This is a genomic window from Devosia sp. XGJD_8 (assembly GCF_046614475.1).
In the GTDB taxonomy this organism is placed as follows: domain Bacteria; phylum Pseudomonadota; class Alphaproteobacteria; order Rhizobiales; family Devosiaceae; genus Devosia.
This window is the reverse complement of the sequence record NZ_JBKJHF010000001.1, coordinates 3,125,075-3,139,652: the sequence shown is the minus strand read 5'-3', so window position 1 is coordinate 3,139,652 and position 14,578 is coordinate 3,125,075. Positions and strand designations below refer to the sequence as shown.

Sequence of the window (14,578 nt, the reverse complement as noted above, 5' to 3'; positions counted from 1 at the left end):
GAACAATGTCGACTGAAATCCGCGTCCCCACACTTGGCGAAAGCGTCACCGAGGCCACGATCGGCCAGTGGTTCAAGAAGGTGGGTGACACCGTTTCTGCCGATGAGCCCATCGTCGAGCTTGAAACCGACAAGGTGACCATCGAAGTCCCTGCGCCTGCTGCGGGTGTGCTCGAAGCCATCTCGGCCCAGCCGGGCGAGACCGTGGATGTGGGCGCACTGCTCGGCGCCATCGGTGGCGCCGGCGCTGCAGCTGCCGCCAAGCCGGCCGAGGTCAAGGAAGACGTGCCTGCCGCCAACGCCGCCGGCCCCGAGCCGGTAAAGCCGGAGGCCGCGCCGGCCGCTGCGACCAGCATGGCGCCGGCGCCGTCGGCACAGAAGCTGATCAACGAGAGCGGTCTTGCTGCTTCGGAGATCGATGGGTCCGGCAAGCGTGGCCAGGTGCTCAAGGAAGACGTGCTGTCCGCCATGGCCAAGCCGGCTCCGGCCGTGGCCCAGGCAGCGCCTGCCGCGGCCCCGGCCGCCAAGCCCGCCGAAGCGCCCAAGGCGCCAGCCGCGCCGCGTGCGCCGGTTTCGGCGGACGATGCCAGCCGCGAAGAGCGGGTCAAGATGACCCGGCTGCGCCAGACCATTGCCCGCCGCCTCAAGGATGCGCAGAACACTGCCGCGATGCTGACCACCTTCAACGAGGTGGACATGGCTCCGGTGATGGAACTGCGGACCCAGTACAAGGAGCTGTTCGAGAAGAAGCACGGCGTCAAGCTGGGCTTCATGGGCTTCTTCACCAAGGCCGTGGTTCACGCGCTCAAGGAAATCCCCTCGATCAATGCCGAGATCGATGGCGACGACCTGGTCTACAAGCAGTACGCCCATATCGGTGTGGCCGTGGGTACCGACAAGGGCCTCGTCGTGCCGGTGATCCGCAATGCCGACCAGATGTCGATTGCCGAAATCGAGAAGGGCATCAACGCCATGGGCAAGAAGGCCCGTGACGGCCAGCTCTCCATGGCCGACATGCAGGGTGGCACCTTCACCATTTCCAATGGTGGCGTCTATGGCTCGCTGATGAGCACGCCCATTCTCAATGCCCCGCAGTCGGGCATTCTGGGCATGCACAAGATCCAGGAGCGTCCGGTGGTGGTTGGCGGGCAGATCGTCATCCGCCCGATGATGTACCTGGCGCTGAGCTACGACCACCGGATCGTGGACGGCAAGGAAGCCGTGACCTTCCTGGTGCGCGTCAAGGAGAGCCTTGAAGCACCGGAACGCCTCGTGCTCGACCTCTAGATCGCCGCATTGTCCTGCCTATCTGGAAGGCCCGCTCCGGCGGGCCTTTCTTTTGGTCACGTTCGCGTGGACCGGGGGGCCGGTTAAGGATTTGGTAGGACGTTGGACCGCTATGAAGGCGGCCTTGTAATGCGTGGCCGGGAGCGACTTGTTGAAGCGATTGATGGTACTGATGATGTGTCTGGTTTCTCCTGCCGCCTGGGCGCAGGAGACGGGTGACGCCGAACTGATCGGCGAACTCATGGCCTTTCACGGCTCGCGTGCCATTGTCTCGGCCATGACGACGCATTGCTACGAGACCACCGGGCTCGATGCCGCCTATCAGAGCGCCAACGACAACTGGTATCTGCGCAATATCGGCTTTCTCGACCTTGCCGACCGGGTCATCGCCCGGTTGGGTGGGGGCGCGGAAGGGCAGAAGCAGAGCGCCGAGACCTATGGCGGCGAGCAGATCATGAGCGCCTATAACCAGGCGTCGGACAAGGACACCTTCTGCCGGGCCTTTCTTGAGCAGGTGGAGGGCGGGGCGCTCGATATCGACAAGCAGCTCCCGGCCACGCTGGAGAAAGCGCAGGCGATCGCTTCGGAATGATTTTCGGCGCGACGTGGCGAGCTGCGTTGCCGGGGGCGGCGCGCTGGTGTAACGGATTAGCCGCAATAGAGTAGCGGTGGCCCGATGGACTTTCCCTGGCTTGAATTTGCCGGACTTATGCTGGCCTTCGGCATCAATGCCGTCATTCCGGGCGCCGACTTTGCCATGGTGCTGCGCCAGTCGATTGCCCATGGGCGGCGGGCCGCATTGTTCACCTCGGCGGGTATCGCGACCTCGATCCTGGTCCATGGCAGCTATACGTTGCTGGGGCTTGGCGTGATCGTGGGGCAGTCGCTGCTGCTGTTCAACATTCTCAAGTGGGCCGGCGCGGCTTACCTAGTGTGGCTGGCCATTTCGGCGCTGCGCAGCCCGCCGCCGCAGCCACCAGCCGAGGGTGACCTGGCCGCGGCACGACGTGGCGACTTTGCCGCCTTTGCACTGGGTTTCCTGACCAACCTGCTCAATCCCAAGGCCGTGCTGTTCTTCCTCGCGCTGTTCACCACGCTGGTTTCGGTGCGGACCGGGGGCGACATCAAGGTGCTCTACGTGGCCTGCATGAGCATCATGCTTTTTGCCTGGTTCGCATTGGTCTCGGTTTTCTTTACGACACCCTCCGTGCGGCAAGGTTTTTTCCGCTTTGGCCGGTGGTTTAATCGCGTCACCGGCATTACGTTCATCGTGCTGGCGGTCCGCGTGGCGATCGCGCAGCAACACTAAACAGGTTTCGGGGCTCCTATCATGGCAGACGTTTTCGACCTCACCATCATCGGCTCGGGTCCGGGCGGCTATGTCGCGGCGATCCGCGCGGCACAGCTGGGGATGAAGGTAGCGGTCGTGGAGAAGTGGTCCACGCTGGGCGGCACCTGCCTCAATATCGGCTGCATCCCGTCCAAGGCGCTGCTGCATGCCTCCGAAATGTTCGAAGAGGCCGGGCATGGCTTCAAGGCGCTGGGCATCGATATTCCGGCGCCGGTGCTGAACCTGCCGCAGATGATGACCCACAAGACCGAGACGGTGGCGGCCAATGTCGGGGGCGTCGACTATCTGTTCAAGAAGAACAAGATCACGACGCTGCGTGGCATCGGCACGATTACCGCGCCGGGCAAGGTGCTGGTGACGCCGCAGAGCGGGGCGGCTACCGAGGTCGAGACCAAGAATATCGTCATCGCCACGGGTTCGGTTTCGGCCGGCCTGCCGGGGATCGAGATCGACGAGAAGACGGTGGTGACCTCGACCGGGGCGCTGCTGCTGGAGAAGGTTCCGGGCAAGCTCCTGGTGATCGGCGCCGGCGTGATCGGGCTCGAGCTCGGTTCGGTCTGGGCACGGCTGGGTGCGCAGGTAACGGTGGTCGAATATCTCGACCGCATCCTGCCCGGCATGGACAGCGAAGTGGCGCGGCAGTTCCAGCGCATGCTGCAGAAGCAGGGCATGGAGTTCAAGCTGTCGAGCAAGGTTGCCGGCATCGACAAGCAGGACGATGGCTCGCTCAAGGTGCGGGTCGAGCCGGCCAAGGGCGGCGACATGGAAATGCTCGATGCGGACGTGGCGCTGGTGGCCATCGGCCGCAAGCCCTTCACCGAAGGGCTCGGGCTCGACATTGTCGGCGTGGCGCTGGATGAGCGCGGCCGCGTGCGGGTCGACCAGCACTACAAGACCTCGGTCGATGGTATCTATGCCATTGGCGACGTGATTGCCGGCCCGATGCTGGCGCACAAGGCCGAGGATGAGGGCATCGCGGTGGCCGAAATCCTCAATGGCCAGGCGGGCCACGTGAATTATGCGGCCATTCCGGCGGTGGTCTATACCAATCCGGAAATCGCCTCGGTCGGCAAGACCGAGGATGAGCTCAAGGCCGAGGGCATCGACTACAAGATCGGCAAGTTCCCCTTCACCGCCAATGGCCGGGCCAAGGCGATGCTGGCGACGCAGGGGTTCGTGAAGATCCTCGCCGATGTCGAGACCGACCGGGTGCTGGGCGCCCATATCGTGGGCAAGAATGCCGGCGAGATGATCCACGAACTGGTGGTTCTGATGGAATTCTCCGGCGCCGCCGAAGACCTGGCGCGCTCGACCCATGCGCATCCGACGCTGTCGGAAGCCGTGCGCGAGGCGGCCCTGTCGCTGGGTGACGGCGCGATCCACATCTGAGGCGCAAGCCTTTGAAGACAGGAGGGCTCCGGCTTTGGCCGGGGCCCTTTTTCGTTTGGGCATGCGCATGCGCCGCAAGGTCGGTCAGGGTGATCGGGGCAATCCGGTCGGCGCTCTAATGACCTCTGCCAACTCCTAGGCCAAAGTCATCATACAACATGACATTCATTGTATGTTGACTTATCACTTGCCCTTCCATACCAGTTTCATCACCAAGGCTGCCAAGAGTCCATAGGGATGGCGGGTGGGCTTGAGCGGCGGGACGGAAGACCCCGACCGCGCATCGAGGGCATGGGTAGCAACGGCACGAGGACGGGCCGGACCCAAGCCACCACATATTGGGAGGACACCAATGTTTCATCTGCCTAAGTTGGCAGCGACCGCGCTTGTCGCTGCATCCCTGATGGTTTCGACCGCCAGCGCCCAGACGGTGCTGCGCTCATCGGACACCCATCCTGATGGCTATCCGACCGTCGAGGCGGTCAAGCATTTCGGCGAGCTGCTGAGCGAGAAGACGGATGGCCGCTATTCGGTCGAAGTATTCCACTCCGCCCAGCTTGGCCAGGAAGCCGATACGATCGAACAGACGCAGTTCGGCGTGATCGACCTCAACCGCATCTCGATCGGCGCCTTCGGCACGCAGGTGCCCGAAGCCACCGTGACCCAGCTGCCCTATATCTTCCGCTCGACCGACCACTTCCATGCCGTGCTGGATGGCCCGATCGGCGAGGAAATCCTGGCCGCGTTCGAGGCAGTGGATGTCGTCGCGCTGGCCTATTACGATGGCGGCGCCCGCTCGTTCTACAACAGCCAGAAGCCCATCACCACGCCGGCCGACATGGCCGGTATGAAGATGCGCGTCATGCAGTCGGACATCTTCGTGGACATGGTTGCGGCCTTTGGCGGCAATGCCACCCCGATGCCCTATGGCGAAGTCTATTCGGGTATCCAGACCGGCGTCATCGACGGCGCCGAAAACAACTATCCGAGTTTTGACACCGCCGGCCACGCCGAAGTTGCCAAGTACTACTCGCTGAACGAACACCTGATGGTTCCGGAAGTGCTGGTCATTTCCAAGATCGTCTGGGATGGCCTGACCCCCGAGGACCAGGCGCTGTTCCGCGAAGCGGCCAAGGAATCGGTCGCCAAGCAGCGTGAGCTCTGGGCCGCCAAGGAAGTGGAATCCAAGGCTGCCGTTGAAGCGCTCGGCGCGGTGATCAACGAAGTCGACAAGGCGCCCTTCATCGAGGCCATGAAGCCGGTCTACGAGAAGTATGTGACCGACCCCAAGCTGCAGGACCTGGTTGCCCGCATCCAGGCGACCGAGGGCTAGTTGGCGCAAACGAGGGCGAGGTCCAATCTCGCCCTCACACCGGACGGCTGGGAGGGGGTGGAAGAACCCCGATATCGGGGCCAAACCTCCCCCACCCTTGATCCCTTCGCCACAAGAGGAGGGTGTCGACTGAGAGTCATGCGCCACGCCCTCGTGGTCGACAGGCTCACCATGAGGTCTACCGAGAAATGAAAACTTGGCTTCTGCCCATCAGCCGCGTGCTGGGAAAGCTCTCCAATGCCATATTGTGGCTGGCCGGGATCGGCCTGGTGAGCATGACCGTGCTGGTCGCCTATCAGGTGTTCATGCGGTTCGTGATCAATGCCTCGCCGTCCTGGACGGAAGCGGGCGCCATCATGCTGATGACCTGGTTCATCTTCCTGGGCGCCGCAGTGGGCGTGCGCGAGAATTTCCACATGGGGTTCGACGTGCTGCTCTATGTGCTGCCCCCGAGCGCCAAGCCATGGCTGCGCGGGATCAGCGATGTCGCCATTTTCGGCTTTGCCTTCGGCATGGTCTGGTATGGCGGGGAACTGGCCATCCGGTTCTGGTCGACCCGCATACCGGTGCTCGGGCTGCCGACATCCTTCACCTATTTCCCAATCGTGGTTTCGGGCGCGCTGATGTGCCTGTTCGCCCTCGAGCGCTTCCTGCTGCGCCTGGCCGGCGAACCGGTCGATGAAATCGCCGCCGACCCGACGATCACCGAGGCCTGACGCGCATGGAATACTGGATTCTCTTTGGCGTATTCACGGTGCTGATGCTGATCGGCACGCCGATCGCCTATTGCCTGGGCATTGCCAGCTTTGCCACCATTGTCTATCTCGGCCGCCCGGCCATCGTGGTGTTCCAGCAGCTCAATTCTGGCGTCTCGGCCTTTAGCCTGCTGGCCATTCCCTTCTTCATATTTGCCGGCGACCTGATGATGCGCGGCGGCATTGCCAGCCGGATCATCTCATTTGCCGGATCGCTGATCGGGCATGTCCGAGGCGGCCTGGGACAGGTCAACATCGCCGCCTCGACGCTGTTCGGCGGCATTTCCGGCTCGGCCGTGGCGGAAGCCGCGGCGGTGGGCGGCATCATGATCCCGCAAATGAAGGCGCGCGGCTATGGCGCCGACTATGCGGTGAACGTGACGTCGATGGCGGCGCTGATTGCGCTGCTGCTGCCGCCCAGCCACAACATGATCATCTATTCGCTGTCCGGCGGCGGCAATATCTCGATTGCCGACCTGTTCACGGCGGGCATCATCCCCGGGCTGTTGCTGGCGCTGGCGCTGAGCATCACGGCCTATCTCGTCGCCATCAAGCGCGGCTATCCGACCGAGCCGTTCCCGGGCTTCCGCAAGGCCGGCTATTTCTTTGTCGTGGCCATTCCGGGCCTGATGCTGATCGCCATCATCTTCGGCGGCGTGCGCTCGGGCATTTTCACGGCGACGGAAAGCTCCTGCATCGCGGTGTTCTATGCGCTGCTGGTGACGCTGCTGGTCTATCGCTCGCTGAGCTGGGGCGAGTTCGTGCATTCCGTGCTGGGCGCAGTGCGGACGACTGCCATGGTGCTGTTCATCATCGGCGCCGCGGCCTCTTTCGGCTGGCTGATGGCCTATCTCAAGGTGGCGATCATTCTGACCGACGGCATTGCCGCGATCTCGAGCGATCCGCTGCTGGTGCTGCTGATGATCAACGCGCTGCTGCTGCTGCTCGGCACCTTCATGGATATGGGGCCGCTGATCATCATCACCACGCCGATCTTCCTGCCGATCGCCAAGTCATTCGGCATCGACCCGGTGCATTTCGGCGTCATCATGATCCTCAACCTGGGCATTGGTCTCAATACGCCACCGCTCGGGCCGGTGCAGTTCGTGGCAGCGGCGGTGGGCAAGATTTCGGTCTGGGAGGCGATGAAGAGCATCTGGCCATTCTATGGGGCCGGGTTGGTCGTGCTCGGGCTGGTGACCTATATCCCGGCGCTGTCCCTGTGGCTGCCGGCACTGTTCCGGGGCTGACGATGAGCCTCAGCGAAGAGTTTGTCGCGACCGGGCGGAAGCCCAAGCTGGCCGACCTGGTCATCGGCACGCTGCGCAAGCGCATCAGTGCCGGCGAATACCGTGCCGGCGCCAAGCTGCCGACCGAAAGCCAGATGACGTCGATCTTCGGCGTGAGCCGCACGGTGGTGCGCGAGGCGATTGCCGCGCTCGCCGCCGACGGGCTGGTGCAGTCGCGCCAGGGTGCCGGCGTCTTTGTCGTCGCCAATGCGGCGGCGCCGTTCAATGCGATCGGGGCCGACCGGTCCAACAAGATCTCGGTGGCGATCAACGTGCTGGAAGTGCGCATGGGGATCGAGATCGAGTCGGCGGGGCTGGCCGCGCTGCGGCGCAGCGCCAGCCAGGAGGCGGCGATCCAGGAGGCGTGGAACGAGTTCGACCGGCTGATGAAGCTGGGTACGCCGACCGGCAAGACCGACTTCGCCTTTCACCGCGCCATCGCCGCGGCGACTAACAATCCATTCTATATCGAGGTGCTGGATGGGCTGGGCAGCCGCACCATTCCGTGTGACGTGGCTTCGCCATGGGGCACGGAAAGCGTGCTGACCTACGAATACCAGGCCGGACTGCAGCAAGAGCACCTCAGAATTCTGCAAGCTATCTCGGCGCAGGACGCGGACGCTGCGCGCGAGGCCATGCGCCAGCACCTGTCGCTGAGCCAGGAGCGCTATCGCCAGCGGCTGCGTGAACAATCGACGGCCAACCAGGAATGACCATGAGTACCGATTTCGACATCCGCTTCGCCATTGATCCGGTCAGCGCCTCGACAATGAATACCGAGGAACTGCGCGACCATTTCCTGATCAACGACCTGTTCGTGACCGGCGCGGTCAACTGGACCTATACCCACTATGACCGCATGGCCGTGGGCAGCGCGGCCCCGGGTGCCAAGTCCCTGGCGCTGGAAACCATCAAGCCAACGGGTACGGCCAATTTCCTCGATCGCCGCGAGCTGATCGCTGCCAATATCGGGGAGGCTGGAACGATCACGGTTGATGGGACCGACTATGCGGTCGGTTCGCGCGACATGCTCTATGTCGGCATGGGCGCCAAGGATGTGCAGTTTGCCGGGGCGGGCGCAAAATTCTACCTGCTGAGCGCGCCGGCCCATGCCAGCCACCCGACGACACTGATCAAGCAGAGCGACGCCAAGCGGCTGGACCTGGGAAGCCAGGAGACCGCCAACGAGCGCAGCATCTTCCAGTTCGTCAATGCCGACAGCGTCAAGACCTGCCAGCTGGTGGTGGGGCTGACCAGCTTCGCGCCGGGCTCGGTGTGGAACACCATGCCGGCGCATGTGCATGACCGGCGCATGGAGGCCTATCTCTATTTCGACCTCAAGTCCGACGCCTTCGTGGTGCATCTGATGGGCGAACCGGACGAGACTCGGCACCTGATCGTGCGCAACGAGGAGGCGGTGATCTCGCCGCCCTGGTCGATCCATTCGGGCGCCGGCACCGGCTCCTACACCTTCATCTGGGCCATGGCTGGCGACAATGTCGACTATACCGATGTCGAGAAGGTCGGGATGGACGAGCTGCTGTGACCGATCTCACCGCATTCAGCCTCAGTGGCAAGACTGTGATGGTCACCGGCGCCAATACCGGGATCGGGCAGGGCATTGCCCTCTCGATCGGCCGGGCCGGCGGGCGGGTGATCGGGGTCGGGCGTTCGAGCATGGAAGTGACGGCGTCGCTGATGGCGGGGCAGGGGGCGGACTTCGTCGAGGTGCATGCCGATCTGGGGTCGACCAGCGCTGCGCAGGCCATGTTTGACGAGGCCTGGGACGCGCATGGACCGATCGACGGGCTGGTCAACAATGCCGGCATCATCAAGCGGGTCGACGCGGTGGACTTTACCGAGGCGGACTGGGACGCGGTGATGGACATCAATCTCAAGACGATGTTCTTCCTCTGCCAGTCGCTGGGCCGGCGTGCGCTGGCAGCGGGGCGGGGTGGCAAGATCGTCAACATCTCGTCGATGCTGAGCTTCCAGGGCGGTATTCGCGTGGCCAGCTATACGGCGTCCAAGAGCGGCGTATTGGGCATTACGCGGCTCCTGGCCAATGAATGGGCGGCCAAGGGCATCAACGTCAATTCCATTGCGCCGGGCTATATCGAAACCAACAATACCGAGGCGCTGCGGGCCGATCCGGACCGCTCGGCCTCGATCCTGGGGCGTATTCCGGCGGGACGCTGGGGCATGCCCTCCGACATTGGCGACGCGGCAGTGTTCCTGCTGTCGGGCGCCTCCAACTACATGCATGGCGCTGTCATCCCCGTGGATGGCGGCTGGCTGGCGAGGTGAACCAGAATGACTGAACAGAAACTATTTGCGCAAGCCGACGAGGGCGAGACCGTGGTGCTCGCGCCGGGCAATACGCGGCGGGTGCTGATCCATACGCCCGAGCTGATGCAGGTGGAATTCGGCTTCGACAAGGGCGCGGTGGGCGCGCTGCACAGCCATCCGCATGTGCAGGTGAGCTATGTGGCCGAGGGGAGCTTCGAGGTGACGATCGACGGCAAGACCGCGGTGGTCGGCACCGGCGGGAGCTTCATCGTGCCGTCGGGTCTGGTGCATGGCGTCCTGGCGCTGGAGAAGGGGCGGCTGGTGGATGTGTTCACGCCGCTGCGGGCGGACTTTCTGTAGACCGTTGTCTTTCAGGTGATGCCGGTCTGCAAATGGCGGTCATCTGCGCTTCCGGTCCTCACGTACCGACGTACGCTCCGGTCCGGTTCTCGACGACCACCATTTTCGCCTCGGCCTGACCTGAAATCCTTCCGGTCTACGCCCCGAGTTTGGTGAGCATCGCCGCATAGGCCGCATCATGTGTTCCCGTCCAGTTGTCCATGCCCGGTTTGGTGAGCACGCCCCGTCGGGGCGGGATGAAGCTGTGGATGCGGCGGACGGGATCTTCGCGCCATTGCAGGTTGAAGGCGGCCAGCCTGGGGAAGAATTCCATATCGGAATAGGGCAGGTGGTCGTGGATCCACCAGGCCATGGCTTCCCAGTCGCCGGTGCGCTCGTACCAGGGGACGAAGCGGTTGACGGCGATGCAGGCGGTGGCGCCCATGCGGCCCTGGGCGTCGCGGCGGTCCCAGATATGGCCGGCATGGTTGGTTTCGTTGCGGCCGCAATTGAGCTTGTTGATATTGCCGAAATGGTTGACCGCCGAGGAGCGATAGGCCGAGCGGATGGAAACCTTGCCGAAGCGGGCCTGCAGGGGTTCGAGCAGGTTCTGGCACAGCGCGCTGCCGGCGGCGATGGCCAGGTCCGGGTCGTCGGGGATGTTGGGAAAGCCGTGGATGACGGCGATTTCGGAATAGAGAAAGTCGCGCAGGAAGAAGTTTTCGCTGAGGCGGACGCGGCCGAGGTCTTCGAGGCTCTTGACGGATTTGGGCTGGCGCATGGCGGCTCTCGCTGGACGCGGCAATCTCGTGCGATAACGTCGGCGCCACAACCCGGTTTCGACGTCAGGACCTCAGCATGCTGGACGTGATCTTCTATATCGCTACCGCCGCCGAGGCGATGACGGCGGCGCTCGCGGCGGGGCGGCGCAAAATGGACTGGTTTGGCGTGTGCCTGCTGGCCTGCGTGACGGCGCTGGGCGGGGGCACGATCCGCGACCTGTTTCTCGACCACTATCCGCTCTACTGGGTCAGGAACCCCTATATCCTGCTGCTGGTCTGCGGCGCGGCGCTGGCGACCATCGCCATGGCGCGGGTGGTGGACAAGTTGCGCTGGCCCTTCCTGCTGCTCGACGGGCTGGGGCTGGTGGTGTTCACCATCATCGGCTGCCAGGTGGCGATCGAGATAGGCGCCCATCCGCTGATCGTGCTGGTCGCGGGCATGGTCACCGGCATTTTCGGCGGCATATTGCGCGACGTGCTGTGCAATGACGTGCCGCTGGTGTTCCGGGGCGAGCTCTATGCCACGGTCTCGCTCGTTACCGGGGCGATCTATTATTTCGGGCTGATGGCGGGCATCCCGTCCGACGTGGTGATCCTCGCGGCCATTGCCGTAGGCTTTCCGCTGCGCATGGTGGCGATCATCAGGAAGTGGGAAATGCCCAAGTTTGTCTATGACAGGGATTGGCGATGACGCCGGCGCGCATCGTATTGTCGCGGCGTGCGGGGTTTGACCTGCAGGCGGTTTCCCAGGCGCTGAACGGGCTGCCGGCGCAATCGGTGGCGCGGCCGGGGCCCTGGGGCAATCCCTTCACCATTGCCGATGTGGGCGCCGAGCTGGGGCTGGAGAAAGACATGGCGCAGGCCGAGGCGGTAGCGCGCTACGGGCAATGGATCAACGGCGCCATCGAAGGGCCGAGACCGCCGCCGAGCAAGGAAACGATCCGCGCCGCGCTGGGCGGCAAGAACCTTGCCTGCTGGTGCCGCGCGGGCTCGCCCTGCCATGTCGATACCCTGCTCAGGCTGGCGAACGACTAGCGGAAGCCAAGAAAGGCTTTTCGCCCGACCAGTCCTGTGGCAGGACTACCATACAAGAACTGGAGTGCCTGATTTGCGACAGACGTGGCGATGGTTTGGTCCCAAGGACCAGTGCAGCATAGATGACATTACCCAGGTGGGTGCGGCAGGGGTGGTCAGTGCCCTGCATCACGTGCCCAATGGGGTCGTCTGGTCGCCCGAGGAGATCGCCAAGCGCCATGCCGAGGTGGCCACGCGCAAGGACGGCACGCCGTCCGGGCTGACCTGGGACGTGGTGGAAAGCCTGCCGGTGTCGGAAGACATCAAGAAGCAGAAGAACGACTGGCGCGAGCATATCGAGAACTACAAGATTTCCATGCGGAACCTGGCCGACAGCGGCATGGAAGTCATCTGCTACAATTTCATGCCGGTGCTGGACTGGACGCGGACCGACCTGCGCTGGACCGTGCCCAATGGCGGCTCGTGCATGCGGTTCGACATCAATGATTTCGCCGCCTTCGACATCCATGTGCTGGAACGGCAGGGGGCGGCAACCGACTACAGCAATGCCATTGCCGATGAGGCGGAGCGGCGCTTTTCGGGCATGGACGAGACGGCGCGCAAGCAGCTGGCCCGCAATGTGACGATGGGGCTGCCGGGCTCGACGGAGTCCATGTCGCTGGATGACGTGCGTGCGCATCTGGACGAATATGGCGCCATCAGCCGCGAGCGGCTGCGGGCCAATTTCGTGGACTTCCTCGATGCCGTGGTGCCGACTGCCGAGGATCTGGGGTTGCGGCTCTGCTGCCACCCGGACGATCCCCCGTTTGCACTGCTCGGCCTGCCGCGCGTGATGTCGACCGAGGCGGACTACAAGTACATCCTCGACGCGGTCGACAGCCCGGCCAATGGCATGACGCTGTGCTCGGGCTCGCTGGGCGCACGGCCCGACAATGACCTGCCGGGGATGATGGAGCGGCTGGGCGACAAGGTGCACTTCCTGCACCTGCGCAACGTCAAGCGCGACAACGACGACATCGTCGGCTCGTTCTACGAGGCCGAACACCTGGCGGGCGACACCGACATGGTGGCGCTCATCGCGGCGATCGTGCGCGAGGAGACCAGGCGCAAGGCGGCGGGCCGCAAGGACCACACCATTCCCATGCGACCCGACCATGGCCAGGACATTCTCGACGACCTGGGCCGGCGCTCGCAGCCGGGCTATCCCACGATCGGGCGGATGAAGGGGCTGGCCGAACTGCGCGGGGTGATGACTGCGCTGGAACATGCGCAACTGGGCCTGGTCCGATAAGAATCTGGGGGTAGCGGCGACGCTGCCCCCGTTGTCTCCACGTTTGGACCATTAATTTACGACTCGTCAAAGTGTTGGGGCCAGTGTCGAACCTCGTTTGGTGCGAGGCGGTCGTGGTTGCTTTGACGTTTTTTCAGCGGGTGATGAGCCGGTTGGTGCCGGCGCTGGTCGATGAAATCGAGCAGCAGCAGCGCACAATCGCCGAATTGACGCGGGCCAGGGACGAAGCCGAGCGCGCCAACGCCGCCAAGTCGGAATTCCTCGCCAGGATGAGCCATGAGTTGCGCACGCCGCTCAACGCCATCATGGGCTATTCGGAAATGCTGCTTGCCGACCCTGAGCTCAAGGGGCGCGACAAGCCGATGGCGGACCTGCAAAGGATCCATGCCGCCGGCCAGCACATGGCGGCCATGGTCGGCGATATTCTCGACATTTCCAAGATCGAAGCCGGCAAGATGACCCTCCATGTGGAGGAGGTGGATCTCGACTGGCTGATCGACGAGGTGGAAGAGGTCGCGGCGCCGATGGCGGCCAGGAACAATAACCGCTTCGTGGTGGAGCGCGGCGCTGACCTCGGCAGCCTGCGCGCGGATGTCGCCAAGCTGCGACAGGCCATTGGCAACCTGCTCTCAAATGCCGCCAAATTCACCCACGACGGGACAATCACCCTTTCGGTGAAGCGGCGCGGCGACTGGATGGATATCGCCGTGGCCGACACGGGCATTGGCATATCTGCGGCGCAGCAGAAGCTGCTGTTTGCCGATTTTGCGCAGGCCAGCCCCGGATTTGCGGCGGTCTATGGCGGGACCGGGCTGGGACTTTCGCTCAGCCAGGATCTGTGCCGCCTGATGGGCGGGCAGATCGCGCTGGAGAGCGAACCGGGCAAGGGCAGCCGCTTTACCATCAGCCTGCCGGCGCCGGCCGAGAGCCACGAGCACGGGGCTGCCCCCTCGGTGAGCGCTGATGAGCCGGAGGTCGAGGGTGACGGAGAGACGTTGCCGTCCACGGCAGCCGAGCCGGCAGCTGTCGATGCGGATCATCGCCCGCGCGTGCTGGTGGTGGACGACGACCAGAATTTCCTCGCACTCGCCGAGCAGATGTTCAGCAGGGAAGACTACGTGCCGATCTGTACCGATGCGCCGCAATCGGCGCTGCAGATCGCCCGCACCATCAGGCTGGATGCGATCTTCCTCGACATCCTGATGCCGGGCTTTGACGGGTGGGATGTCCTGGCTGCGCTCAAGGCGGACCCCATGACGTCGGATATCCCGGTATTCATGATCTCGGTGCCCAGCGAGCGGAGCAGGGCTCTGGCGGCAGGCGCGGATGGCATTGTCGTGAAGCCATTCGATGCCGGCAGGATCAAGGCGGCGCTTGCGGGCCTGCGGGCCACGCGCGGTCCGAGGCGCAAGATGGCCGGCAACCGATAGGACGGCAAA

Annotated in this window: 16 protein-coding genes; 15 read left to right on the top strand and 1 reads right to left on the bottom strand. The window is 63.9% G+C overall.

Features of this window, described 5'->3' with window-relative positions:
• Window positions 1–5 precede the first annotated feature (5 nt).
• From odhB to ACLI1C_RS14975, 11 genes are all read left to right on the top strand, one after another.
• A complete protein-coding gene (odhB, locus tag ACLI1C_RS15025) occupies window positions 6–1,286 on the top strand; it encodes a 2-oxoglutarate dehydrogenase complex dihydrolipoyllysine-residue succinyltransferase (protein WP_411398013.1) in 1,281 nt (426 codons plus the stop codon).
• Between the two features lie 151 nt (window positions 1,287–1,437).
• Window positions 1,438–1,878 (top strand): hypothetical protein, encoded by a 441-nt coding sequence (locus ACLI1C_RS15020; RefSeq protein WP_411398012.1) that lies wholly within the window; start codon window positions 1,438–1,440, stop codon window positions 1,876–1,878.
• Window positions 1,879–1,962: 84 nt separating this feature from the next.
• A complete protein-coding gene (locus ACLI1C_RS15015) occupies window positions 1,963–2,595 on the top strand; it encodes a LysE family translocator (RefSeq protein ID WP_411398010.1) in 633 nt (210 codons plus the stop codon).
• A gap of 21 nt (window positions 2,596–2,616) precedes the next feature.
• Window positions 2,617–4,026, top strand: coding sequence for a dihydrolipoyl dehydrogenase (lpdA, locus tag ACLI1C_RS15010; protein WP_411398008.1), 1,410 nt, complete (start codon window positions 2,617–2,619; stop codon window positions 4,024–4,026).
• A gap of 352 nt (window positions 4,027–4,378) precedes the next feature.
• The gene (locus ACLI1C_RS15005; protein WP_411398007.1) at window positions 4,379–5,359 is read left to right on the top strand and encodes a TRAP transporter substrate-binding protein; all 981 of its coding nucleotides are present in this window, start codon (window positions 4,379–4,381) and stop codon (window positions 5,357–5,359) included.
• 188 nt (window positions 5,360–5,547) lie between these two features.
• Window positions 5,548–6,075 (top strand): TRAP transporter small permease, encoded by a 528-nt coding sequence (locus ACLI1C_RS15000; protein ID WP_411398005.1) that lies wholly within the window; start codon window positions 5,548–5,550, stop codon window positions 6,073–6,075.
• A 5-nt stretch (window positions 6,076–6,080) separates the two neighbouring features.
• Complete coding sequence (locus tag ACLI1C_RS14995) at window positions 6,081–7,364, top strand: TRAP transporter large permease (protein ID WP_411398004.1); 1,284 nt, start codon at window positions 6,081–6,083, stop codon at window positions 7,362–7,364.
• Window positions 7,365–7,366: 2 nt separating this feature from the next.
• Window positions 7,367–8,116, top strand: a complete 750-nt coding sequence (locus tag ACLI1C_RS14990) for a FadR/GntR family transcriptional regulator (RefSeq protein ID WP_411398002.1) — start codon at window positions 7,367–7,369, stop codon at window positions 8,114–8,116.
• On the top strand, window positions 8,113–8,949 hold the full coding sequence (kduI, locus tag ACLI1C_RS14985; protein ID WP_411398001.1) for a 5-dehydro-4-deoxy-D-glucuronate isomerase: 837 nt from the start codon (window positions 8,113–8,115) through the stop codon (window positions 8,947–8,949). The genes ACLI1C_RS14990 and kduI overlap by 4 nt, the downstream gene beginning before the upstream one ends.
• Window positions 8,946–9,710 carry a 2-dehydro-3-deoxy-D-gluconate 5-dehydrogenase KduD gene (kduD, locus tag ACLI1C_RS14980; protein ID WP_411398000.1) on the top strand — a complete coding sequence of 255 codons (765 nt, stop codon included), beginning with the start codon at window positions 8,946–8,948 and terminating at the stop codon, window positions 9,708–9,710. The genes kduI and kduD overlap by 4 nt, the downstream gene beginning before the upstream one ends.
• A gap of 6 nt (window positions 9,711–9,716) precedes the next feature.
• Window positions 9,717–10,052, top strand: coding sequence for a cupin domain-containing protein (locus tag ACLI1C_RS14975; protein WP_411397998.1), 336 nt, complete (start codon window positions 9,717–9,719; stop codon window positions 10,050–10,052).
• A 136-nt stretch (window positions 10,053–10,188) separates the two neighbouring features.
• Here ACLI1C_RS14975 and ACLI1C_RS14970 read toward each other — a convergent pair whose 3' ends face one another.
• On the bottom strand, window positions 10,189–10,812 hold the full coding sequence (locus ACLI1C_RS14970) for a hypothetical protein (protein ID WP_411397997.1): 624 nt from the start codon (window positions 10,810–10,812) through the stop codon (window positions 10,189–10,191).
• A gap of 77 nt (window positions 10,813–10,889) precedes the next feature.
• Between ACLI1C_RS14970 and ACLI1C_RS14965 the strand changes: the two genes are divergently transcribed.
• The 4 genes from ACLI1C_RS14965 to ACLI1C_RS14950 all read left to right on the top strand — a co-directional run bounded on the left by ACLI1C_RS14965 (window position 10,890) and on the right by ACLI1C_RS14950 (window position 14,569).
• Window positions 10,890–11,504, top strand: coding sequence for a trimeric intracellular cation channel family protein (locus tag ACLI1C_RS14965; protein ID WP_411397995.1), 615 nt, complete (start codon window positions 10,890–10,892; stop codon window positions 11,502–11,504).
• The gene (locus ACLI1C_RS14960) at window positions 11,501–11,848 is read left to right on the top strand and encodes a DUF4326 domain-containing protein (protein WP_411397993.1); all 348 of its coding nucleotides are present in this window, start codon (window positions 11,501–11,503) and stop codon (window positions 11,846–11,848) included. Before ACLI1C_RS14965 ends, ACLI1C_RS14960 begins: the two co-directional genes overlap by 4 nt.
• A gap of 73 nt (window positions 11,849–11,921) precedes the next feature.
• Complete coding sequence (uxuA, locus tag ACLI1C_RS14955; protein WP_411397992.1) at window positions 11,922–13,139, top strand: mannonate dehydratase; 1,218 nt, start codon at window positions 11,922–11,924, stop codon at window positions 13,137–13,139.
• Window positions 13,140–13,261: 122 nt separating this feature from the next.
• A complete protein-coding gene (locus tag ACLI1C_RS14950; protein WP_411397991.1) occupies window positions 13,262–14,569 on the top strand; it encodes an ATP-binding protein in 1,308 nt (435 codons plus the stop codon).
• Window positions 14,570–14,578: the final 9 nt, after the last annotated feature.

Excerpts from the sequence above, each read along its gene's own strand:
- odhB (WP_411398013.1), top strand. The coding sequence starts at position 6 with ATGTCGACTGAAATCCGCGTCCCCACACTTGGCGAAAGCGTCACCGAG.
- ACLI1C_RS15015 (WP_411398010.1), top strand. The coding sequence starts at position 1,963 with ATGGACTTTCCCTGGCTTGAATTTGCCGGACTTATGCTGGCCTTCGGC.
- lpdA (WP_411398008.1), top strand. The coding sequence starts at position 2,617 with ATGGCAGACGTTTTCGACCTCACCATCATCGGCTCGGGTCCGGGCGGC.
- ACLI1C_RS15005 (WP_411398007.1), top strand. The coding sequence starts at position 4,379 with ATGTTTCATCTGCCTAAGTTGGCAGCGACCGCGCTTGTCGCTGCATCC.
- ACLI1C_RS15000 (WP_411398005.1), top strand. The coding sequence starts at position 5,548 with ATGAAAACTTGGCTTCTGCCCATCAGCCGCGTGCTGGGAAAGCTCTCC.
- ACLI1C_RS14995 (WP_411398004.1), top strand. The coding sequence starts at position 6,081 with ATGGAATACTGGATTCTCTTTGGCGTATTCACGGTGCTGATGCTGATC.
- ACLI1C_RS14990 (WP_411398002.1), top strand. The coding sequence starts at position 7,367 with ATGAGCCTCAGCGAAGAGTTTGTCGCGACCGGGCGGAAGCCCAAGCTG.
- kduI (WP_411398001.1), top strand. The coding sequence starts at position 8,113 with ATGACCATGAGTACCGATTTCGACATCCGCTTCGCCATTGATCCGGTC.
- ACLI1C_RS14975 (WP_411397998.1), top strand. The coding sequence starts at position 9,717 with ATGACTGAACAGAAACTATTTGCGCAAGCCGACGAGGGCGAGACCGTG.
- ACLI1C_RS14970 (WP_411397997.1), bottom strand. The coding sequence starts at position 10,812 with ATGCGCCAGCCCAAATCCGTCAAGAGCCTCGAAGACCTCGGCCGCGTC.
- ACLI1C_RS14965 (WP_411397995.1), top strand. The coding sequence starts at position 10,890 with ATGCTGGACGTGATCTTCTATATCGCTACCGCCGCCGAGGCGATGACG.
- ACLI1C_RS14960 (WP_411397993.1), top strand. The coding sequence starts at position 11,501 with ATGACGCCGGCGCGCATCGTATTGTCGCGGCGTGCGGGGTTTGACCTG.